General features: G+C 56.3%; 19 protein-coding genes. 17 read left to right on the top strand and 2 right to left on the bottom strand.

What is annotated here, in order from left to right:
- The first annotated feature begins 108 nt into the window (after positions 1-108).
- Entirely contained in the window at positions 109-1083 is a 975-nt protein-coding gene (locus tag ACWHXT_RS11075) for a malate dehydrogenase (protein ID WP_447955872.1), read from the top strand.
- Between the two features lie 455 nt (positions 1084-1538).
- On the opposite strand, the gene ACWHXT_RS11070 is transcribed toward ACWHXT_RS11075, so the two are convergent.
- Positions 1539-2198 (bottom strand): histidinol-phosphatase, encoded by a 660-nt coding sequence (locus ACWHXT_RS11070; RefSeq protein WP_447955871.1) that lies wholly within the window; start codon positions 2196-2198, stop codon positions 1539-1541.
- A 203-nt stretch (positions 2199-2401) separates the two neighbouring features.
- Between ACWHXT_RS11070 and ACWHXT_RS11065 the strand changes: the two genes are divergently transcribed.
- Both ACWHXT_RS11065 and ptsP read left to right on the top strand, forming a co-directional pair.
- Positions 2402-2893, top strand: coding sequence for an RNA pyrophosphohydrolase (locus ACWHXT_RS11065; protein ID WP_447529217.1), 492 nt, complete (start codon positions 2402-2404; stop codon positions 2891-2893).
- A 125-nt stretch (positions 2894-3018) separates the two neighbouring features.
- Positions 3019-5280 (top strand): phosphoenolpyruvate--protein phosphotransferase, encoded by a 2262-nt coding sequence (gene ptsP, locus ACWHXT_RS11060; protein WP_447958033.1) that lies wholly within the window; start codon positions 3019-3021, stop codon positions 5278-5280.
- An 8-nt stretch (positions 5281-5288) separates the two neighbouring features.
- On the opposite strand, the gene ACWHXT_RS11055 is transcribed toward ptsP, so the two are convergent.
- Positions 5289-6059: an NRDE family protein gene (locus ACWHXT_RS11055; protein WP_447955870.1), complete on the bottom strand. Its 771-nt coding sequence runs from the start codon at positions 6057-6059 to the stop codon at positions 5289-5291.
- A gap of 139 nt (positions 6060-6198) precedes the next feature.
- Between ACWHXT_RS11055 and ACWHXT_RS11050 the strand changes: the two genes are divergently transcribed.
- From ACWHXT_RS11050 to ACWHXT_RS10985, 14 genes are all read left to right on the top strand, one after another.
- A complete protein-coding gene (locus ACWHXT_RS11050) occupies positions 6199-6996 on the top strand; it encodes a sulfite exporter TauE/SafE family protein (protein WP_447926382.1) in 798 nt (265 codons plus the stop codon).
- 92 nt (positions 6997-7088) lie between these two features.
- Positions 7089-7880, top strand: a complete 792-nt coding sequence (gene lgt, locus ACWHXT_RS11045) for a prolipoprotein diacylglyceryl transferase (RefSeq protein ID WP_447955869.1) — start codon at positions 7089-7091, stop codon at positions 7878-7880.
- A gap of 207 nt (positions 7881-8087) precedes the next feature.
- Positions 8088-8864, top strand: coding sequence for a thymidylate synthase (locus tag ACWHXT_RS11040; protein WP_447958032.1), 777 nt, complete (start codon positions 8088-8090; stop codon positions 8862-8864).
- A complete protein-coding gene (locus tag ACWHXT_RS11035) occupies positions 8861-9397 on the top strand; it encodes a dihydrofolate reductase (RefSeq protein WP_447955868.1) in 537 nt (178 codons plus the stop codon). Before ACWHXT_RS11040 ends, ACWHXT_RS11035 begins: the two co-directional genes overlap by 4 nt.
- Before the next feature lie 20 nt (positions 9398-9417).
- Positions 9418-10290, top strand: coding sequence for a ProQ/FINO family protein (locus tag ACWHXT_RS11030; protein WP_447955867.1), 873 nt, complete (start codon positions 9418-9420; stop codon positions 10288-10290).
- A 261-nt stretch (positions 10291-10551) separates the two neighbouring features.
- Positions 10552-11685, top strand: coding sequence for a porin (locus tag ACWHXT_RS11025; protein ID WP_447955866.1), 1134 nt, complete (start codon positions 10552-10554; stop codon positions 11683-11685).
- Positions 11686-12157: 472 nt separating this feature from the next.
- Complete coding sequence (locus ACWHXT_RS11020) at positions 12158-12565, top strand: DVU3141 family protein (RefSeq protein ID WP_447955865.1); 408 nt, start codon at positions 12158-12160, stop codon at positions 12563-12565.
- A complete protein-coding gene (locus tag ACWHXT_RS11015; protein ID WP_447955864.1) occupies positions 12562-14352 on the top strand; it encodes a polysaccharide biosynthesis/export family protein in 1791 nt (596 codons plus the stop codon). Before ACWHXT_RS11020 ends, ACWHXT_RS11015 begins: the two co-directional genes overlap by 4 nt.
- A gap of 2 nt (positions 14353-14354) precedes the next feature.
- Positions 14355-15164, top strand: coding sequence for an ABC transporter permease (locus ACWHXT_RS11010; RefSeq protein ID WP_447955863.1), 810 nt, complete (start codon positions 14355-14357; stop codon positions 15162-15164).
- A 3-nt stretch (positions 15165-15167) separates the two neighbouring features.
- Positions 15168-16265, top strand: coding sequence for a chain-length determining protein (locus ACWHXT_RS11005; RefSeq protein WP_447955862.1), 1098 nt, complete (start codon positions 15168-15170; stop codon positions 16263-16265).
- A gap of 419 nt (positions 16266-16684) precedes the next feature.
- Positions 16685-16951 (top strand): hypothetical protein, encoded by a 267-nt coding sequence (locus ACWHXT_RS11000; protein WP_447955861.1) that lies wholly within the window; start codon positions 16685-16687, stop codon positions 16949-16951.
- Between the two features lie 70 nt (positions 16952-17021).
- Entirely contained in the window at positions 17022-17633 is a 612-nt protein-coding gene (locus tag ACWHXT_RS10995) for a hypothetical protein (protein WP_447955860.1), read from the top strand.
- A gap of 164 nt (positions 17634-17797) precedes the next feature.
- On the top strand, positions 17798-19186 hold the full coding sequence (locus ACWHXT_RS10990; protein ID WP_447955859.1) for an MBL fold metallo-hydrolase RNA specificity domain-containing protein: 1389 nt from the start codon (positions 17798-17800) through the stop codon (positions 19184-19186).
- Positions 19187-19270: 84 nt separating this feature from the next.
- Positions 19271-21040 carry an alginate O-acetyltransferase AlgX-related protein gene (locus tag ACWHXT_RS10985; RefSeq protein ID WP_447955858.1) on the top strand — a complete coding sequence of 590 codons (1770 nt, stop codon included), beginning with the start codon at positions 19271-19273 and terminating at the stop codon, positions 21038-21040.
- The last annotated feature ends 4 nt before the right edge of the window (positions 21041-21044 follow it).

Genomic DNA, 21044 nt, shown 5'->3' with positions numbered 1-21044 from the left:
AAATCGCCTGTGGCCTTTGTCTGATTGAGTTTTTTTTAAAGTGGGCATACCATCTTTGCGTCTTGTGTTTTGTCGACCACCCCAAGGCGAACCAACCAAGGAGCGATGATGAAAGATCCAGTACGTATTGCGATTACCGGCGGTGCCGGCCAAATCAGCTACTCTCTAATTTTCCGCATTGCCGCCGGCGACATGCTGGGGCCGGATCAGCCCGTCATTCTCCAGCTTTTGGAAATTCCTCAGGCGATGGACGCGCTAAACGGCGTGGTGATGGAAGTCAACGACTGTGCCTTCCCGCTGGTCCAGGACATCGTTGCCTCGGACGACCCGAATGTGGCGTTCAAGGATGCGGACTTCGCCCTGCTCGTCGGCGCCCGCCCGCGTGGCCCGGGTATGGAGCGTAAAGACCTGCTCGAAGCCAACGCCGCGATCTTCTCCGTACAGGGCAAGGCACTGAACGACCACGCCAGCCGCGACGTGAAAGTGCTGGTCGTCGGCAACCCGGCCAACACCAACGCGCTGATCGCATCCTGCAACGCGCCGGATCTCGACAAGGGCCAGTTCACCGCGATGACCCGCCTGGATCACAACCGCGCGCTGACCCAGCTGGCACAGAAAACCGGCAAGCACGTCACCGATATCGACAACATGGTCATCTGGGGCAACCACAGCGCGACCCAGTACCCGGATATCGCCCAGTGCAAGGTCGACGGCAAGGCCGCCACCGATCTGGTCGAGCGCGACTGGTACGAAAACGACTTCATCCCCACCGTGCAGCAGCGCGGCGCGGCCATCATCAAGGCGCGCGGTGCTTCTTCCGCCGCGTCTGCTGCGTCTTCCGCCATCGACCACATGCACGACTGGGCGCTGGGTTGTGACGGCATCGTCAGCATGGCCATCCCCTCGGATGGCAGCTACGGCATCGAAGAAGGCATCATTTTCTCCTACCCGGTTCGCTGCCAAGGCGGCAAGTACGAAATCGTACAGGGTTTCGAGCTGGACGCGTTCAGCAAAGAGAAAGTGCAGGCCACCGAGAAAGAGCTACGCGAAGAACGCGCCGCCGTCGAGCACCTGCTCGGCTAAGCCACGCGTGACGCAACGCCAAAACCCCGCAAGCATGCTTGCGGGGTTTTTTGTTATCTCAAAACTGCTCCTGCAAGAGAATTGGGGCACGGTTCCATTGTAGGAGCCCAATTCATTGGTGGTCCGACACATCGGCGATGGCGGCGCTAGCCGCCCTTCGGTGACGAAGGCATTACAGGTTGCCATAACCACCAACCCCGGCAGCGCGTTGCGCTGCATCGCTGGCTGAAGCCTGCTCCTACAATGGATGGGGGCAAGGCTCTATTGTAGGAGCCCAATTTTATTGGTGGTCCGACACATCGGCGATGGCGGCGTTAGCCGCCCTTGGCTGGCAAAGGCATTACAGGTTGCCATCACCACCAACCCCGGCAGCGCGTTGCGCTGCATCGCTGGCTGAAGCCTGCTCCTACCATTCACCATTCACCCTTCACCCTTCACCCTTCACCCTTCACCCATTAATCATCCCGCAAACTCATGATCCGCCATTGGCGCTCTTCGGCGATTTGGCGCAGGGTGTCGTCGGGGTCGACGGCGACCGGGTGTTCGACTTGTTCCAAAAGCGCTAGGTCATTATGCGAGTCGCTGTAGAACCATGTGCCATCCAGGGTGTGATCCTGGGTTTCGAGCCACGCCTGTAAACGGGTGACCTTACCCTCGCGGTAGCTCGGTACGCCGGTGACCTTGCCGGTGTAGCGTCCGTTGACCATTTCCGGCTCGACGGCGATCAGATCATCCACGCCCAGGCGCTCGGCAATCGGCCCGGTAATGAAGCGGTTGGTCGCGGTGATGATCAACAGCGTATCGCCTTGGGTGCGGTGGCGGGCCAAAAGATCTTCGCCCTTGGCGAGAATGTGTGGTTCGATCTTGCTGGCCATGAACTGCTGGTGCCAGGCGGCCAGCTGCTCCGGGGAGTTTTCGGCCAGCGGTTTCAAGGCCACTTCCAAAAACGCCGCCATATCCAGCGTGCCCGCTTCGTATTCGGCCATGAAACGGTCGTTGGCTTCGCGATACGCCACCGGGTCCACGGCGCCTTGTTCCAGCAAAAACTCGCCCCAGGCGTGGTCGCTATCAATCGAGAGTAGCGTGTTGTCCAAATCGAAAATGGCCAGGCTCACCGTGTTCCCCTTGTAGGTTTATAGGTCTTTGATTCAAGCCGCTGAACGTTAAGCGCACAGAATTATCTCAGAGACCCTGGCCGCTGCCCACCGTGAACGCACCGTTTCTCCCCGTTATTGCCCCCGAGCGTTATATTGTATTGATACGCTTGTCTGCCTTGTGGAAAAATGGGGACAACTGAAAATTCAAGAAGGTGAAGTCCGTGATCGACGCTGACGGCTTTCGCCCCAATGTTGGCATTATCATTGTCAATAGCCAGGGGCAGCTGCTTTGGGCGCGTCGCGTAGGACAAAACGCGTGGCAGTTCCCCCAGGGAGGCATTAAAGCAAGCGAAACGCCACAGCAAGCGCTGTATCGTGAACTGTTTGAGGAGATCGGCCTGACCGCCGACGATGTTGATATTGTCGCCTGCACCCGGGGGTGGCTGCGCTACCGTCTGCCACGACGCATGATTCGTACCCACTCACGGCCGGTTTGTATCGGTCAGAAGCAGAAGTGGTTTTTACTCAGGATTCGGTGTCAGGAGAACCGGATCAGCATGACGGCAACCCCCAAGCCCGAATTCGACGGCTGGCGCTGGGTCAGCTACTGGTATCCCTTGGGCCAGGTCGTGCCGTTCAAGCGGGAAGTCTACCGGCGGGCCTTGCGCGAGCTTTCCCCTCGCGTGCAGCGCTTGGCACTGGGAGATGAATAGCGTGAAAAACAAGGCGGGCCGACGTAGGGCCAGTAGCGCAATTAAAAAGCGCTACTGGCCAAGGCGCTGCCCGCCGTGCCGCCTACCCCTCAGCGAGGACAACAAAAGTGAAGTCTAAAACATCCATGCTGGAGGTATTGAGGCGCGTCATACAAGAAGTGAACGGCGCGCGAACGCTAGAAGCCGCGCTGTCTACCATGGTGCGCCGTATCCGCAAGGCAATGCAGACCGATGTCTGCTCGTTCTATCTTTACGATAGCGATCTCGAGTCGCTGGTGCTGATGGAAACCATCGGCCTGCGCACCCAGGCCGTGGGCCGCGTAGTGCTACCGCTGGGCGAAGGCCTGGTGGGGCTGGTGGCCAAGCGCAGCGAGCCGCTGAACCTGGAAGACGCCCGGGCCCATGCCCAGTTTCGCTACTTCGAGGCCACCGGCGAGGAGCGCTACTCGAGCTTTCTGGGCGTGCCCATCATTCACCAGCGCCAAATGCTGGGCGTGCTGGTCGTACAGCAAGCCGAAAAGCGCCGCTACGACGACGAAGACGAAGCGTTCCTGGTGACCATGGCCGCCCAACTTGCCGGGGTGCTGGCCCACGCGCTAGCCACCGGGAATCTTTCGCGCCCGGCGCTGCCCGGCGGCCAGGCGATGTTCAAGGGGGTGGCGGCCTCGCCAGGGGTCTCGATCGGCGAAGCCGTCGTGATCAGCCCGCCGGCGGATTTGAACAGCGTGCCGGATCTGGTTCCAAGCGACCAGGATTTCGAAGTCGCCCGCTTGAAAGAGGCCATTGCACAAACCCGCCGCGAAATTCGCGCCGCTGCCGAGCGCCTGGCCAGCCGTATCTCCGCCCAGGAGCTGGCGCTTTTTGATGTTTACCAGCAGATGCTGGGCGAGGCGGCGCTTTCCGAAGAGGTCGAAAAGCGCATTCGCGAAGGGCAGTGGGCGCCGGGGGCGCTGGCGGATGTGGTACGCCGCCACGTTCAGTATCTCGAACGTGTGGACGACAACTACCTGCGCGAGCGCGCCGCCGACATTCGCGATTTGGGCCGCCGGGTGCTGGCGCATCTTCAGCAAGACACCCCCTCGACCCCGGAAACCTACCCGGATAACGCGATTCTAGTGGGCGACGAGATCAGCGTGGCCATGCTGGGCGAAGTGCCCCGGGGGAAGCTAAAAGGGCTGGTATCCGTGCGCGGCTCGAGCACCTCCCACGTGGCGATCGTGGCCCGGGCGATGGGCATTCCCACGGTGCTGGGCATGGTCGATCTCCCGCTGCCGCGCTTGAACGGCGCCCCGGTCGTGCTGGATGGCCACCGCGGGCGCATGTTCGTGCGGCCCTCGCCAGAGCTCGAGGCGCGCTATGCAAGCTTGATTGCCGAAGAGCAGGCGCTGAGCGACATGCTCGAGCACGAGCAGGACCTGCCCAGCGAAACGCCGGATGGCTACCACCTGCCGCTCATGGTGAACACGGGGCTCGCGGTCGACGCAAGCGCGCTGCTCAAAAGCCGTATCGGCGGGGTGGGGCTTTACCGGACAGAAGTGCCGTTCATGATCGCCGAGCGCTTTCCCGGCGAGAAAGAACAAATGCGCATGTATCGCGAGCAGCTGGAAGGTTTCGCGCCGCTGCCGGTCGTGATGCGTACGCTGGATATCGGCGGCGACAAGGACCTGCCGTACTTTCCCATCGAGGAAGCCAACCCGTTTTTGGGCTGGCGGGGCATGCGGGTGACGTTGGATCACCCGGAAGTGCTGATGGTGCAACTGCGCGCCATGCTCAAGGCCTCCCACGGGATCGACAACCTTTACATCCTCTTCCCCATGATTACCAACGTGGAAGAGGTCGACGAAGCCTTGCGCCTGCTGGACCGCGCCATTCTCGAGCTGGGCGAGGAGGGGATCGTCGTCGGGCGCCCCCAGGTAGGCGTCATGATCGAAGTGCCCGCCACCATTTACCAAATGGATGCGCTGGCCAAGCGGGTCGATTTCTTCTCGGTGGGCAGTAACGACCTGACCCAGTATCTGCTGGCGGTGGATCGCAACAACCCGCGGGTCTCGAGCCTTTACGATGCGCTGCACCCGGCGCTTCTCGGCGCACTCCAGGAACTCTCCCAGGATGCCTTGCGCCTAAAAAAGCCGATTTCGCTTTGCGGCGAACTGGCCGGCGACCCGGCTGGCGCGCTGCTACTCATGGCGATGGGCTTTTCGAGCCTCTCGATGAATGCGCCTAGCCTGCCGAAAGTGCGCGCCGCGATTCGCCGGGTGCCGCTCACCGATGCCCAAACGCTTTTGGATGAGATCATGGCGCTGGATACCCCGGCCCTGGTGCGCCAGCACTTGAACAAGCGTATGGACGAGTGGCAGCTAACCCACTTGCTGCCGCCCCGCGACTAACCGCGTCTTTAAAGCGGCGCGCGGGGTTGGGCCAGGGTGGTTTCTCCCTCGCGCCGCCCCATGGGGCCAAACCGTTGCTCGGTCATGCGGGTGCGGCCCTGGGCATCCAGGCTCAGCCAGGTGGTCGCGCGGGTACCGTACTCCTCCCCGACGATGAACGCCGCCGAAAGGCGACGCTCCAGGCCCGCTTCTACGCCGGTATGGGGAAGTGCTTCGTCCGGGGCGGTGTTGGGATCATGCAGCGCCCGGGCGGTGGCTGCTTGCCAGTCGCTTCCCGCCCCTTCGAGCGCCTGGCGGGCGGCGGTCAGCTTGGGCCAGGGCGTATCGAGGCGCGCATTGGAAAGCCCGTGCACACCCGGCGGCACGCGCTCGATAAAAACGCCCGCGACCCCGCGATGCACGTGCCAAAGCGTCGCGTTGTGGGCCACCAGCAGGTTGAAACCGCCAAAGTGCGTGGCCTCGTCTTTGACCAACTGGTGAAGCCATGTGGTCGGGTCATCGGCACGTAATGCACGAAAGACGAGCTCGCCCCGGCTAGGGGCGTTGGCGGGTAGCGCCGCGCCGGGCTCGCGTACGTTGGTCAGTGCCGCCACCACGCCTCGTTGGTTGGCCGCCAACCAACTGCCGCCGGCCTGTAAATCGCGCCCGCCCAGAATGTCCGGGTGGTCTTGCCAGTGGTGTAGCGGCGCCGTTTGGCGGGCGTGAAACTCGTCGCGGTTACCGGCGAGCTTCAAGGGCGTGGCACTGCCCGGGTTCCAGGCAAAGGTAAGTAGACACATGGCGTCGATCGCCTTTCAAAAGTGGACCATGGCGCCCCATCGAAAGGGGCTAAATGTTATCATCTGCTCATATTGCCCGCCGCCTTCCAGCGGGGGCAAGCGCAAAACACCCTCTCTCAATCAGTAAGAGCGCTGCATCATGAGCATTGCGATCACACTACTGGGCTATCTCCTTTTGGGCGCGGCGGCTGGCACCATGGCCGGGCTGTTTGGTGTTGGCGGCGGGCTGATCATCGTTCCCGCCCTGGTGTTTGCGTTCAATCTGCAAAACGTTGCGCCGGAAATCACCATGCACCTGGCCGTGGGTACCTCGCTTGCCACCATCGTGGTCACCGGTGCGTCGTCGACCCTGGGGCACTACCGTAAAGGCAGCATTCACCGCCCCTGGTTCATGGCGCTTTTACCGGGCCTGATGCTGGGCGCCATTGGCGGCGTCTTCATTGCAGGGAATCTCTCCGGCACGGTGCTGGGCACGCTTTTCGGCGTGTTCGTGCTTTTGCTGGCGGGTAAAATGGTTCTCGGGCTCAAGCCAAAGCCGGGCTCGATAGCGCCGGGAAAAATCGCCATGACGATCGCCGGCGGCGTCGTCGGGGGCATCTCGGCGCTATTCGGTATCGGCGGCGGCGCCATGACTGTGCCCTGGCTTTCGCGCTGTGGCGCCACTATGACCCAAGCGGTGGGTACCTCGGCGGCGTGCGGGCTGCCTATTGCGCTGGTCGGCGCGCTCACCTTTATCGTAGTGGGGTGGAACAACGCATTGCTGCCCGCCTGGTCCACCGGCTTTATCATGTGGCCGGCGTTTTTCGGCATCGTGTTGGCCAGTGTCCCTTTTGCCCGTGTAGGCGTTAAGCTGGCCCACGTGTTGTCGGCTCGCGTATTGCGGTTATCCTTTGCGCTGCTGCTGGCCGTCGTGGGGCTTCGCTTTATACTGGCTTGACGGTACTGAGCTAAAAAACGAAAAGGCAGCGCGGTATAAGCCCGCGATGACCTGAACTGGTTTGTTTGTATTGATTTACCTAGAGGCGGTTGATGATCAATTACCCAGCGATTGACCCGGTAGCGATTTCTCTCGGGCCCCTGCAGGTTCACTGGTATGGCCTGATGTACGTCGTCGGCTTCGTGGCGGCCTGGTGGCTTGGCTGTAAACGCGCGGCGCGCATTGGTCTGACTAACGACGACATCAGCGACTTGCTGTTTTACTGCGCCGTGGGCGTGGTGGCCGGTGGGCGTTTGGGCTACGCCCTTTTCTACGGTTTGGGGCAGTGGGCGGCGGACCCGCTTTGGGTCTTCCGTGTTTGGGACGGCGGCATGAGCTTTCACGGCGGTCTAATCGGCGTTCTGCTCGCCGCCTGGCTCTTCGCCCGGCGCAAGCGCTTGGCCTTTTTTACCCTGACCGATTTTATCGCGCCGCTGGTGCCCATCGGCCTGGGGGCCGGGCGCATTGGTAACTTCATCAATCATGAGCTGCCCGGGCGGGTTACTTCGCTGCCCTGGGGAATGCCGTTTCCCGGTATGGGGCCAGAGCCACGTCATCCTTCCGCGCTTTATGAGGCGTTGCTGGAAGGCCTGGTGCTCTTCGTGATTCTTTGGTGGGTATCGGCCAAGCCGCGCGCCCGCGGGTTCGTTTCGGGCCTTTTCCTGCTGGGGTACGGTGTCTTCCGTTTTATGGTGGAGTTCGTGCGCCTGCCGGATGCCCACATCGGGTTTATCGCCTTTGGCTGGGTCACCATGGGAATGCTGTTGACCTTGCCGATGATCGCGCTGGGCGTGGCGTTCATGATGTGGTCGCGCACCAACCCGGTCGATGCGAAAGCGGTTTAACGTACCCAACACCTTTTAGCGCCCTGTCAGGGCCTTGTTCAACGAACGGATACCTGGGGCGGGCGGCGTTGTATTTCTCATCGCCCCCTGCCTAGAATAAAGCCTTTAATGATCTGCAACTCTGGAAACCCTGTGACTGCCTCAACGCCTGCAACTGCCGCACCTCAAGCGACCTCCGCCGCGCTGGAACAGCCTTATCTGGACCTGATGCATACCGTGCTGGAGCAGGGCACCGACCGGGGTGACCGTACCGGCGTCGGTACGCGGTCTCTTTTTGGCCACCAGATGCGCTTCGACCTGGCCCGCGGGTTCCCGCTTTTAACCACCAAAAAGCTGCACCTGCGCTCCATCATTCATGAGCTTTTATGGTTTTTACAAGGCGACACCAACATTGGCTACCTGAAAGAGCATGGGGTGCGCATTTGGGACGAGTGGGCGGACGAAAACGGCGACCTGGGGCCGGTGTACGGCTACCAGTGGCGCAGTTGGCCCGACCCGAAAGGCGGCGAAGGGGTCGACCAAATAACCAACGTGCTCGAGCAGATCCGCACCGCGCCGCAGTCCCGCCGGCTGGTGGTGTCGGCCTGGAACCCGGCCCAGGTCGATGAAATGAAACTGCCGCCGTGCCACTGCCTGTTCCAGTTCTACGTGGCCAATGGCCGGCTCTCTTGCCAGCTCTACCAGCGCAGTGCGGATATTTTCCTGGGCGTACCGTTCAATATCGCAAGCTATGCGCTGCTTACGTGCATGGTGGCCCAGGTGACCGGTCTAAAGCCCGGGGAGTTCATCCATACCCTGGGCGATGCCCACCTTTACAGTAACCATTTCGAGCAAGCGAAAGAGCAGTTGGCCCGCGCGCCCTACAGCCCGCCCAAGCTCTGGTTGAATCCGGATGTCACGGACCTGTTCGATTTCACCTTCGACGATATCCGCATCGACGACTACACCTTTCATCCCCACATCAAAGCGAAGGTGGCCGTATGAACCCGCAACTCGACCATGAGCCCCTGGTGCCGGTGGCAATGATCGTCGCCATGGCCAAAAACCGCGTGATTGGCGTTGAAGGTAATTTGCCCTGGTACTTGCCAGAAGACCTGAAGTTCTTTAAACGTAAGACTCAGGCAAAGCCACTGGTGATGGGGCGCAAGACGTACGCTTCCATTGGCAAGCCGCTGCCCAACCGCTTGAACATCGTGGTGACCCGAGACCCGCAATTCGACGCCGAAGGGGTGCGTGTCTGTCATGATCTTGAAAGTGCGCTGACCCTTGCCGACCAGCAAGCGACGATAGAAGCAGCGGAAGAGATCATGGTCATGGGGGGCGGCGAAATTTATCGCCAGGCGTTGCCGTATGCCCAGCGCCTCTACGTCACCGAGGTGGATGTCGAGGTAGACGGCGACACCACTTTTCCGGCAATACCGCCGCAAACGTTTCGAGAAATAGAGCGCGTGGCGGGTACGCCCAGCGAAGGGCAGCCGCATTATGACTTTGTCGTTTACGAGCGTATTGACGACTGACCAGTTCCAGGGAGGGCGCCATGGCCGCCAGCGTAAATAGTTTGATCGAATCACTGGAGACGCACCTCCAGCGCACTCAACAAGAACTCGAGCTACTGCGCCGGGAAAATACCGCGCTTCGCGAGCAGCTTGCTCGGGAGGCGGGGGCTTCTGCATCGCCTTCCCCTGTGGCGGGTGAAAGCCAAATCGCACAGCCGCCAACGCCTGAAGCGGTGCAGAAAGTGGCGCAGGCGCAAGTAACGCCTTCGGCCCGGAGCCCGGTTCAGGCCCGTTCTGGGCAAGCGGACAGTGCATTCGAGTCTTTGGCATCGAAGCCGCAGGTAGAAGAGCCGCCAGCGCAGAAAGCTCGACAAGTCGACCCATCGAACGCCCATGAATCTTCCGATACGCAGCAGCCCTCGCCCCACGCGCTTTTGAAACAGTGGTACGAGCGCTATCCCCATGCCTTTTTCAAAGGGCACACCAAACCGCTCAAGGTGGGTATTCATCATGACCTGGCCGAGCGCGAGCCATGGTCTGGCAAGTTGATACGCCGGGCGCTCGCCAACTATGTCAATTTGCCACGCTACGTGAAATCCATGCGCGAAGGCGCAGAGCGGGTCGACCTGGATGGCTTGCCCGCGGGGAAAGTAGATAAAGAGGCTTCGCTTCACGCCAACGAGCGGCGCAAGGACCAGGCGGGGGAGAAACCCGTTCGTCAAGCTTCGAGCCAGGTGCACGACAAAGCGTCTAAAAAACCGAACCCACAAGGCCATAAGGCCGATAATGCTTCTGCTGGCGCCACTGAACCGCGCGCTTCGCAAAACAAGGCGCCGGAAAAAAGCGATGAAGCAAAACCGCTTAGCATGGAAGAGAAAATAAAAGGGTTAATGCAGAAATTCGAAGGGCGCTGAGACTCATCAACAGGCCGTGGGTTCCATAAAAAAGCGCAAATCGTAAAAGAACACTGTTTTTTTCTATTGCGTTCCCTCGAATCCCGGTATAGAGTTTGACTTGCGAGCATTGGACTATAACAAGGCTTTAGTGAGGACATGCCACATATCGCTGGCTAAACCGGCGGATGGCAGAAGAGCATGACCCATAGGCCAACCTGCAGGCTTATAAAAGTCTGGCAGACACGATCGAAACAGTAAGCTAGTTAAGGAACCTACATCATGAAAAAGACACTTTTAGCGACTGCTGTCATCGCCGCTCTGGGCGCTTCTGCTGCCGCTCAAGCAGCCACTGTTTACGACGAAGACGGCACCAAAGTTGACCTGTACGGCCGTATCGGCCTTGGCGTTGCAGGCGGCGGCCCGGAAGAAGAAAACGGTGTAAAAATCGACAACGATCCGGAATTCGTTGACGTATTTTCCCGCCTTGGCTTCCGTCTGAGCCAAGAAGTTACCAGCGACCTGACCGCTTTCGGTCGTGTCGAGTGGCGTTTCCGTGCCGACGAATCCGGCACGCGTAACGGCAACAACTTCGACGCGTTCTCCGAAACTCGTCAGTCCTACCTTGGTATGACCAGCCAGCAATACGGTACGTTCCAAGCGGGTAACTTTGACAGCTTCTACAACCAGTTCGTTTCTCTGCCGTTCGACGTCTACGTCGACCAGGGTTTCCAGTTCGCTGGTCATCCGAAGCAGTCTCGCGGCGACTCGATCGGTTACTACACGCCTGACCTGGAAGGCTTTACTGTATTCGTACAGGCTAAGCACTACAGCGAGCGCGGCCTGATCGACGAAAGTATCCCGCAGGCCGGCATCACGCGTCAGACTTCCGAAGAAGGTAGCGTTACTTCCGCACAAGGTGGTGTTCGCTACGCTGAAGGCCCGGTTACCGTTGGTCTTGGTTTCGTAGACGACGTTGCCCGTGGCGACGGCGGTAACGGCGAAATGATGTACGGTTTGGTCGGTTCTTACGACTTTACCGATCAGTTCTCTGCTCGTCTGGGTTACGAAGGTCGTGAAAACAGCAACGACGCAGTACGCACTGGCCCGCTGGGCGTAGAAGATACTCGCGGCGGCGGCTACGACTCCGTAGGCGTTGGTGGTACCTTCACTACTGGCCCGTGGGCATTCAACGTCGATTACTACAACATCGAGCGTGACGATGCCGAAACCAGCCGCTCCTGGGCGACTGGCGCGTACTACAACGTTTCCAGCAACTTCGACGTGTTCCTGGAAGTGGCTGACGCTGACGCACCGCGCGTTAACCGTAACGACGACTTCTTCGGCAGCGACGGCACGCTTAGCAGCCTGACTGACGACGTATACTGGCTGACAGGCGCGCGTTACTTCTTCTAAGCCCGGCTTAATTGACCCGAGCGCTTAAGAAGTAACCCTGCAGCAAATAGAACCGGCCCCTTCGAGGGCCGGTTTTTTATTGCGCATAAAAATGTTTCGAGTAGTGAAGTTGGAGTCGCCGAAGCCGAGTCACCAGCCATTCGTGCCTCCTCTGACGACGTTTACTGGATCACAGGAGGGCGCTATCTCTTTTAACGCGAGTACTTAAGCCAAGTTCGCTTCAAAGCCGGCCCGATGAAGGGTCGGCTTTTTTTATTTCAATAAAACAACATATAGTGAATAAACGTTTTAAACGTGGAATTTGTAAAAGATTTGTTAAGGTGGAGCGCTAAAGAGGAATCACATACAATGGCCGTCTATTTTACGGCGCTGCGATAGCGCACCCCACGTTTTTACATAGTAAAGTGTAGGGCAAGGGAAAGCGCCCGGTTTAATCCCCGGGCGGTAGCGTGCCTTTTTTCTGGGAATCCAAATGATCTATACCCCACGTATTCAAACGGTATCCGTGCGCTTGCTGCTCACCGCCGTTAGCCTGGCGTTGTTGAGCGGGTGTGCCACCCGTTACCCCTCGGGTAGCGAATCGCAGCTTCAGTACGCGCTGGACAACGACAGCGCCCAAACCATCAACAATGACACCATCAACGGCTTTTTGGAGCAGTCGCCCGCCGGAGGCGTCGTTAGCGCGGCCAGCAGCCCTTGGGGTAACAACGTTGAAATCGTCGCCGACCAGCCGTACCTGGCGGCAAGCGGGCGCGAATGCCGACGCCTGCAAATTATAGCCACGCAAGGTGAAAACAGCCGGGCGCTGGTATGTAAAACGCCCCAAGGGTGGGTCAATCAGCGTGTCGTCACACAAACGGTAGAAGGGCGGTTGCAATGAACGTGTTTACCTTTCATAAACGCCTGAGCGTTACCAAAGCGCTCGCTGCCGTTTCGTTGAGCTGTTTGATGGCCCTCGGACCGGCCGCTCAGGCCCAGGTGTTGAGCCTGCCGGACGATACGCTCTCCAACCAGCGCAGCAGTCAGTCCACAAGCCAAAGTCAGCGCCAAGGTCAGGGGCAAGGCCAGGGTCAAGGGGGGCAAGCGGCCCAGGGCCAGCAGCAAGTAGAAGACGCGCCCCGTGCCGACTGGCGAAGCGGCACTTACGGCCCGTTGCCCAGTAATCAGCCCAGAAACCCGGACCTACTCCCGCCGTTTGGCTTCAACCTGTTTACCGGCGGCTTTCGCGGCGCGATAGGCGACGGCATGAATGCCGATTACCGCATCAAGCCCGGTGACCAGGTCACCGTACGTGCCTGGGGGGCGATCGAGTTGGACCGTTCTCTGCCCGTGGACGCCCAAGGCAATATCTTCATCCCCGGTTCTGGCCCTATCAATGTGGAAGGCCTGAGCAGCCAGCAGGTGGATAACACCGTACGCCAGGCGATTACCTCGGTGTACCCGGACAACGTCGAAGTCTATACCAACCTGCAAGGCGTACAGCCTGTGGCGGTGTACGTCACCGGCTACGTGGAAAACCCCGGCCGCTATGCCGGTACGCCGGATGATTCGCTTTTGTACTTTCTGGACCAGGCCGGCGGTATCGACCAGGACCTGGGCAGCTACCGTCAGCTTCGCGTGATGCGTGATGGTAGCCAGATCGCCACCGTCGACCTTTACGACTTTCTCATCAACGGCACGATTCCCCGCCCGCAGTTCCAGGACGGCGACACGATCGTGGTTGAAGAGCGTGGCCCGGCGATTGCCGTAGTGGGAGACGTACACCGCGAACTGCGCTACGAACTGACCGGCAACACCCTAAGCGGTGCGGAACTTGTCAACCTGGCGCGACTAAGAAGCGGGGTTTCTCATGTGCTGCTTCGTGGCGACCGCCCCAGCGGCCCTATTGCCCAGTACTTTCCGCTGGGGCTGTTCTCGGGCCAAACCGTACGCAGTGGCGATGAAGTCACCTTCAGCGCCGACCAGCGCAGCGAGACGATCGTGGTCGAAGTGGAAGGCAGCTACTACGGGCCTTCACGCTACGCGCTGCCGCGTAACGCGCGCCTGAGCGAGCTGCTCGATGCCATTTCCGTGCCGCAGAATCTTACCGCGGTCGACAGCGTATCGCTTCGCCGCGAAAGCGTGCGTCAGCAGCAGGAGCAGTCGCTAGAAGACAGCTTGCGCCGGTTGGAAACCACCTACCTGGGCGCCACCTCGCGCACCGATGAAGAAGCACAAATCCGCCTGCGCGAAGCCGAGCTCATCGAGCGCTTTATCGAACGCGCCCGCGATCTCGAGCCCAGCGGCCGTTTGGTCGTTGCGCAAAACGGCCAAATTTCGGATATCCGCCTGCAGGATGGTGATGTCGTCACTATTCCCGAAATCAGCGACTCCGTACTCCTGAGCGGCGAGATCGTCGTACCGCAAGCCGTGGTGTATCGCCCGGGCATGAGCGTGATCGACTACGTACAAAACGCCGGCGGCTTTACCGAACGTGCGGATGAAGACCAGATTCTGCTGGTTCGCCAAAACGGCGCCGTGGAGCACGCCAGCAACTCGCCGCTACGCCCGGGTGATGAAATCCTCGTGATGCCTAAAGTGCCGGCACACAACCTGCAGCTGGTTTCCACGCTGACCCAAATGCTCTTCCAGATCGCGGTCACCACCCGTGTGGCGCTGGACCTGTAACCATGGCCGATAACCTAACGGCACGCCGCGGCGCCCGCACGCCGTGGCAGGTAACCCGCAGTGTGTGGTACGCCATGTTCATGCGCGAGGCCATCTCGCGCACCATGTCCGACCGCATGGGCTGGTTCTGGATGGTATTTGAACCAGTGGCTATGGTCGGCATTATGGTTGGGATCCGCAGTTTTATTCGTGGTGATCAACTTATTATGAACGCTGAGTTTATACCTTGGATGATAGCTGGGTTAATGGGATTTTACCTAGTGCGGGAAGGTATGATGCGCGGTATGGGGGCAGTTGATTCAAATAAGGCACTATTTGCTTATCGACAGGTGCAACCGATCGACGCGGTGTTAGTTCGTAACTTTTTAGAAGGGACTTTGCGGTCTTTTGTTTTTTTAATATTTGTCGTTGGTGGGCTTATGCTTGGGCTGGATATATATCCAGACAACGCGCTTAGAACGTTAAGTGCATGGTTTTCACTTTGGTGTTTGGGTTTAGGGGCGGGCTTGATACTTTCTGTTTCGGCAGCCTTAATCCCTGAGATTGCCCGTGTAGTGCGTATGGTATCGATTCCTTTGCTAATTGTATCTGGAGTGATTTTTCCTTTAAACAGTTTACCTCACTGGCTACTGGAATATTTGATGCTGAACCCCATTCCTCACGGTTTAGAAACTCTGCGACTGGGCTTTTTCGAAAATTACAAGGTAGTGCACGGCACCAGCATGCTCTACTTCTGGCTCTTTACGCTTTCGCTCATTACGGTAGGGCTCATCATGCACCTGCGCTTTGTTGACCGGTTAAAGGCAAGCTAATCCATGCAAGGTTCTCTTTCTCGTTTCGTTAAAACATCGCCGCACTGGGCGCTGGCCTTTATCGCCATCATTTTGGTCACGTTCTACTGGTTCGTGTGGGCGCAGGAGCGCTACGTTTCCCGCGCCACGGTGGTACTCGAAAGCCCCCAAGTGGCCACACCGGAAATCAGCTTCGCGTCGCTCATGGGCGGCGGTGCGGGCAATACCCAGGACCTTCTGCTGCTGCGCGAACACCTGTTATCGGTGGATATGCTGCGCCACTTGGACCAGGAACTTGGCTTTCGCGAACACTACAGCACCCACGGCGATATTTTCGCAAAGCTTTGGCATGCCGATGCACCCATCGAAGACCTGCACGCCTACTACCAACGCCGGGTCGAGATCGAGATGGATGAGTACGCCGGTGTACTCAATATCGAGGTCGAAGGCTATACGCCCGAGTTCGCCCAGCAGATGACCGCCATGCTGCTGGAAGCCGGTGAGGATCACATGAACGCCATGGGCCACCGCCTGGCTCAAGAGCAGGTGCGCTTTCTAGAGCAGCAAATGGTGCGTCTTGAAGAGCGTTTTCGTGAAACCCGTGCCGAACTTCTCGAGTTTCAAAACGAGTACGGCTTGGTGTCTCCCACGGCCACGGTGGAGAGTCTGAATCAGGTCGTCTCCACCCTGGAAGGGGACCTGGCACGCCTGCAAGCCCAGCGCGATGCCATGGCCAGCTTCCAGAGCTCGCAATCCTCCGAGCTCCGGCAGGTCGAGCGCAACATTACCGCACTACGCGACCAGATCAGCGAGCAAAGCGAACGCCTGGCCCAAGCCGCCGGCGGCGCGCTCAACCGCGTCTCCGCCGAGTACCAAACCCTGGAACTACAAGCCCAGTTCGCCCAGGAAACCTACTCCAGCGCCTTGGCTGCCCTCGAAAACACCCGCCTGGAAGCCGCCCGCCAGCTCAAGCAGGTCAGCGTGCTGCAAAGCCCGCTATTACCGGAATACCCGGTATCGCCCAACCGGCTCTACAACAGCACGGTATTCGCCATCATCACCATCTTCCTCGCGTTCATCCTCAGCATGATCATCATGATCGTGAAGGACCACCGCGATTAACCTGTGATTACCCTTGTAGTAGCCCGATTCATCGGTGGTCCCACACATCGGCTATGGAAGGCAAAGCCTTCCTGGGCTAGGCACCACATACCCCCAACCGCTTGCTAAAACTCGCTCCTACGGTTAAGCAGTGCTCCAGCCCCCCGTAGGAGCCCGATTCATCGGTCGATGGAAGGCAAAGCCTTCCCAAGCTAGCGGCGCCACATACACCCAATCGCTGGCTAAAATCTGCTCCTACGGCCAAGCAGTGGCCCACCCACCCCCGTAGGAGCTGGATTCATCTGGCGATGGAAGGCGCCTGCCTTCCCTTGCTAACGGCGCCCCGTTCAACAAATCACTGGCTAAAGCCTGCTTGCTTCGAAACCACACGGTCTATAATAGATCTAAGGTTTCATAGTCTTTGCTGAGATGGAAAAATCATGAGTATAAAATCGAACCCCGAAAAGCTAGTGGTTGTGCGCAAGGTGAAGAGGAAAGATCCAATGCAAGACACCCGTTCACTCATGCGGTTTGCGAGCGAATCCTCTAGTGCGGCTATTCGAAAAAACCTGGCAGCAGGCGTCTCTGTTGTATATGAACGTGATGGCTTTTTAGTTGAAGAGACGCCCGACCATCAGATCAAACAGCTTAAAAAATTAAAAGAAACACAGCCTTTCAACCTTAGGGAGTATTTGTGCCAAGGTTGAGGCTAATTGCTGGCCCGAATGGCTCGGGTAAAACTACCTTGACTCAATTTTTGCTTAGTAAAAAATACCATTGGGGCAGTATTTAAATCCTGATGACATTGCTAAGCACATTCAGCTAAATAGCGTGTTAGAAAGAACATCAACCGCAATTTCTCATGGTGATGCCTCCTCAAATCAGTTTGCCAAGGATTTTGAAGCTTATTTTGCTGCGATATCTGCCCAAGCGATTGCCATAGGCCTAAGAGAAGACTGGTTGGAATCTGGCCTCTCTCTTACCTACGAATCCGTTATGAGTCATAGTAGCCACCTAAACTTCGTAGAAAAGGCACTTGATTTAGGATTCGAACCCTATCTTTATTATATTTGCACCTCTAGCCCTGAAATTAATCAAGCGCGTGTTGCACAAAGAGTTTCTAGCGGAGGGCACGATGTCCCTTCAGATAAAATAACAAGTCGTTATCAAGCAAGTTTGTCACTTTTGTATGAAATGGTTGTGAAATGTCGAAGAGCCTACTTTTTTGATAATTCAAGTGAAAGGCATCTTCATTTTGCAGAAGCGACACCTGATGGTTTTCTGGATATCTACGAAAGCGAATTTGAAAAAATTGATTCAAGCTGGTTTGTGGAGTCAGTGCTTAAAAAATGGGACCGGTCTAAAGTGAGGTTTGCGCGTCCCTCATAATAAGGTGTAACAATAGATCGAAGCCATTACCCGGCGGTGCGGCATAAAGAAAGAGCGAGCAACAAGCAAATGAGACACCTGCAAAGGGCGGCGAGAGCCGCTTTGATATCGCTATCATACGCCCACACGTTACAACGCTGAAAGAAAGCACGAAAAGGGCCTCAATGCTCGACATCACACACCACGGCGGCGCCAAAGGCGTCACCGGCAGTTGCCACCAGCTAATAGTGAACAGCGAAAACTCGTTGTTAATAGACTGCGGCCTGTTTCAGGGCGAGGATGCCCGTGAAGATTCGTTCGAGCAGCTACAAATCGAGTTCGATATATCCACGGTACGAGCACTCATCGTTACCCACGTACATATCGACCACGTAGGGCGGCTGCCGTACCTGCTGGCGGCGGGCTTCAAAGGCCCCATTATTTGCTCGAAGCCCACTGCTAAACTGCTACCACTGGTGATCGAAGACGCACTGAAAATAGGCTTCACCCGAGACCCCCAACTGATCGAGCGCTTCCAGGCACAGCTGGAAACCCAAATCGTAAGCGTGGCCTACGGCAAGTGGCACACGGTAGTGGCAGATGAAAACGCCAATACCCGCATAAAGCTAAAGCGGGCAGGGCATATACTGGGCTCGAGCTACGTAGAAGTAAGCCATCAAGATTTCTCCAATCAGCAGAAAGAGCGGGTCGTGTTCTCCGGCGACTTTGGCGCCCCCCACGCACCGCTGCTGCCGGCACCCAAATCGCCTCATGGCTGTAACCAACTGGTGCTGGAAAGCACCTACGGCAACCGCACCCACCCCAATCGCGAAAATCGGCGTGCGGTGCTCAAAAGTGCGATTACTCAAGCGCTACAAAACGATGGCACGGTCATGGTGCCCGCGTTCAGCATTGGCCGTACCCAAGAGCTTCTGTACGAGCTCGAAAGCATCATTTTCGAGGCGAAAAAAGTTCAGTGGAAAGACCTGGAAATCATCGTCGATTCCCCACTTGCCGCCCGTTTCACGAAGGTATATCGCGAGCTCAAGCCCTACTGGGACGATGAAGCCCAAAAGCGCCTAAAAAGCGGGCGCCACCCGCTAAACTTCGCCAACCTCTACACGGTCGATTCACACGAAGAACACCTGCAAACCGTAGAGTACCTGGCAAAAAGCGGCAGGCCTTCTGTGGTCATCGCCGCCAGCGGCATGTGCGCGGGTGGGCGCATCATGAATTACCTAAAAGCGATGCTGGGCGATGCCCGCCACCAGATACTGTTCGTAGGCTATCAAGGCGCCGGCACCCCTGGCCGTGCCATTCAGGAGTACGGCCCCAAAGGCGGCTGGGTGGAAATAGATGGCCAGCGTATCGACATAAACGCAGGCGTTACCACCATTAGCGGCTACTCCGCCCACGCGGACCAAAAGAACCTGCTCGATTTCGTAAAACGCATGCACCACTGGCCCCACACCATTCACCTGGTACACGGCGAGCGTGACGCCAAAGAAGCGTTGAAGAAAGAGCTGCAAGCTATTTATAAGCGTAAAGGTAAAAATGCGAGAATCAACTACTAGAAAGTTAACCGGATATAGCTTTTGAGTTATGCATCAACTACAAGCATGAAATTAAATTAAAGTTAGCATTGGGTTTGGAATATAATGAAAGATTGGGAAGTGAAGTTCAAGGATGATGTTGCTAATGGTAACCATGTTTCAGTAGTAGAATTAGCCGAAAGTACCCCCAGAGAAAACACCTTTTCCCCGCTACATTACACCCAATTTATATCGTCTTTATTCTCCTTGGGTTTGAAGGAAAGAGGGGCAGAGGTAGTCGAAGAAGCATTAAGGGTTTTTCCAAACAACCTTTCGCTAAGAATTTTTTATGCAGAACGTTCGATGTCTTCCTCTGAGTGGGATAACGCTATTCGTGGGTGGAAGTACATTATCGATAACTTTGATAAACACCCGGAAGGCGTACTTTGGCGACTAGCCAAGTCATATATTTATGATTATCAGTTTTATGAAGCCAGATGCACAGTCGAAAAAATAAGAACAGGGTATGGTGATAGCCAAAAGCTTGAGGACCTCGTTTCTTTAATTGACTCTACGGAGGCTCAAAAGTACATAGTTAATATATATAGAAAATCTCAAAATCTCTTGTACTATATTGATGAAGTTCAAGGGAATAAAGAAATTGGAAAGATTCACAATTTTTTAAAATACCATTTATACGGATGGGTGCAGGTCCCTCAAAACGAACATTGCTTTTTAATAATTAGAAATAGTAGCGATCAGGTGAGTTATCATGAACTGAACGTAGAACGGCCTGACGTTAAAAAATATTTCGAAAGCAAGAGCTGCTACGATACAGAATTACAGTGCGGCTTTGATTATTATATAGATGTTACGAGTGGAGTTCACGTTGGGGTCCAAATAGGCGAAAATCAGGAGTGGCTTTTTCAAATAGAGTTGCAAGATCTTTCAAACGTACTGGAAGGTAAAGAAGGTTGGTTTTTTCTCGATAATGATATTAATAAAAGTGTCGATCAATTCTTAGGTAAGTCATTGCTCACTGAAGAAATGTCATCAGCGTGGATGAGCTATGCAGATCGTCTTCTTGAGTATCAGCGTAAATTTAATTTAGTATATCTCATTGCCAGTGCGAAAGAAGCCGTGGTTCCTCAGTATTATCCTTATGAAAAAGCCAGTATTACTCCTTTCGACCAAGCTACTAGTATTCTCAAAGATAAAAAAGTCAATAGCTTTAGCCCTACAGAGGTATTATCCAAGAAAGAAGGAACCTACTATAAAACGGATACCCATTGGAGTGACTATGGGGCATATCTGACTTATTTAAAGGTTATGAAAGAAAGTGGCTTTGAAAAAGGGATAGTGGAAGTAGACTTTGAGGAGCTAGAGGCAATAGGTGATTTAGGCTCGAAGTTTTATCCTGTAAAAAAATCCTTGAAAAAGGTACATACCTATAGCGGGCCTAAAGCAGAGTTGGTTTTTGGCAATGAAGTGCCGGGTTCTGGCGCTATAAAAATTTGGGAAAATCCCGACGCATATTATTCCAAAACCGCTTTGCTTTTTGGTGACAGCTTTATGAGGTCTGGCTGCCTGGTAAACTATTTTACGTATTCATTCGGTCGTGTCGTGTTTATAAATCTGCCTGGCTCTTTGATAGAAAATGTAGTAAGCCATGAGTCACCGGCTCTTTTAGTTGTTGAAACCAACGACCGTTACCTTTTAAAGCCCGGGGCCGTCTATAAAAAAATAAGCGCATACGAATCCCCCGTTTTTACTAAAACGGCGTCTCTGTCAATGGCAAAGAAAAAGGATGTCGAGCAAGAATCATTAAGATATCCCAAGGAAACGTTTTACAGCGATGAAATGTCCAGAATTTTCGACAATATCTATTACAGGTAATTAA

This window comes from Vreelandella halophytica, from assembly GCF_968193635.1.
This window is presented reverse-complemented; position numbering and strand designations above follow the sequence as displayed.

Coding starts and splice junctions, on each gene's coding strand:
- ptsP (WP_447958033.1), top strand. CDS start 3,019: ATGCTGGAGGTATTGAGGCGCGTCATACAAGAAGTGAACGGCGCGCGA.
- ACWHXT_RS11035 (WP_447955868.1), top strand. CDS start 8,861: ATGAACCCGCAACTCGACCATGAGCCCCTGGTGCCGGTGGCAATGATC.
- ACWHXT_RS11030 (WP_447955867.1), top strand. CDS start 9,418: ATGGCCGCCAGCGTAAATAGTTTGATCGAATCACTGGAGACGCACCTC.
- ACWHXT_RS11050 (WP_447926382.1), top strand. CDS start 6,199: ATGAGCATTGCGATCACACTACTGGGCTATCTCCTTTTGGGCGCGGCG.
- ACWHXT_RS11000 (WP_447955861.1), top strand. CDS start 16,685: ATGAGTATAAAATCGAACCCCGAAAAGCTAGTGGTTGTGCGCAAGGTG.
- ACWHXT_RS11005 (WP_447955862.1), top strand. CDS start 15,168: ATGCAAGGTTCTCTTTCTCGTTTCGTTAAAACATCGCCGCACTGGGCG.
- ACWHXT_RS11025 (WP_447955866.1), top strand. CDS start 10,552: ATGAAAAAGACACTTTTAGCGACTGCTGTCATCGCCGCTCTGGGCGCT.
- ACWHXT_RS11075 (WP_447955872.1), top strand. CDS start 109: ATGAAAGATCCAGTACGTATTGCGATTACCGGCGGTGCCGGCCAAATC.
- ACWHXT_RS11055 (WP_447955870.1), bottom strand. CDS start 6,059: ATGTGTCTACTTACCTTTGCCTGGAACCCGGGCAGTGCCACGCCCTTG.
- ACWHXT_RS11040 (WP_447958032.1), top strand. CDS start 8,088: ATGCATACCGTGCTGGAGCAGGGCACCGACCGGGGTGACCGTACCGGC.
- ACWHXT_RS10985 (WP_447955858.1), top strand. CDS start 19,271: ATGAAAGATTGGGAAGTGAAGTTCAAGGATGATGTTGCTAATGGTAAC.
- lgt (WP_447955869.1), top strand. CDS start 7,089: ATGATCAATTACCCAGCGATTGACCCGGTAGCGATTTCTCTCGGGCCC.
- ACWHXT_RS11010 (WP_447955863.1), top strand. CDS start 14,355: ATGGCCGATAACCTAACGGCACGCCGCGGCGCCCGCACGCCGTGGCAG.
- ACWHXT_RS11020 (WP_447955865.1), top strand. CDS start 12,158: ATGATCTATACCCCACGTATTCAAACGGTATCCGTGCGCTTGCTGCTC.
- ACWHXT_RS10990 (WP_447955859.1), top strand. CDS start 17,798: ATGCTCGACATCACACACCACGGCGGCGCCAAAGGCGTCACCGGCAGT.
- ACWHXT_RS11015 (WP_447955864.1), top strand. CDS start 12,562: ATGAACGTGTTTACCTTTCATAAACGCCTGAGCGTTACCAAAGCGCTC.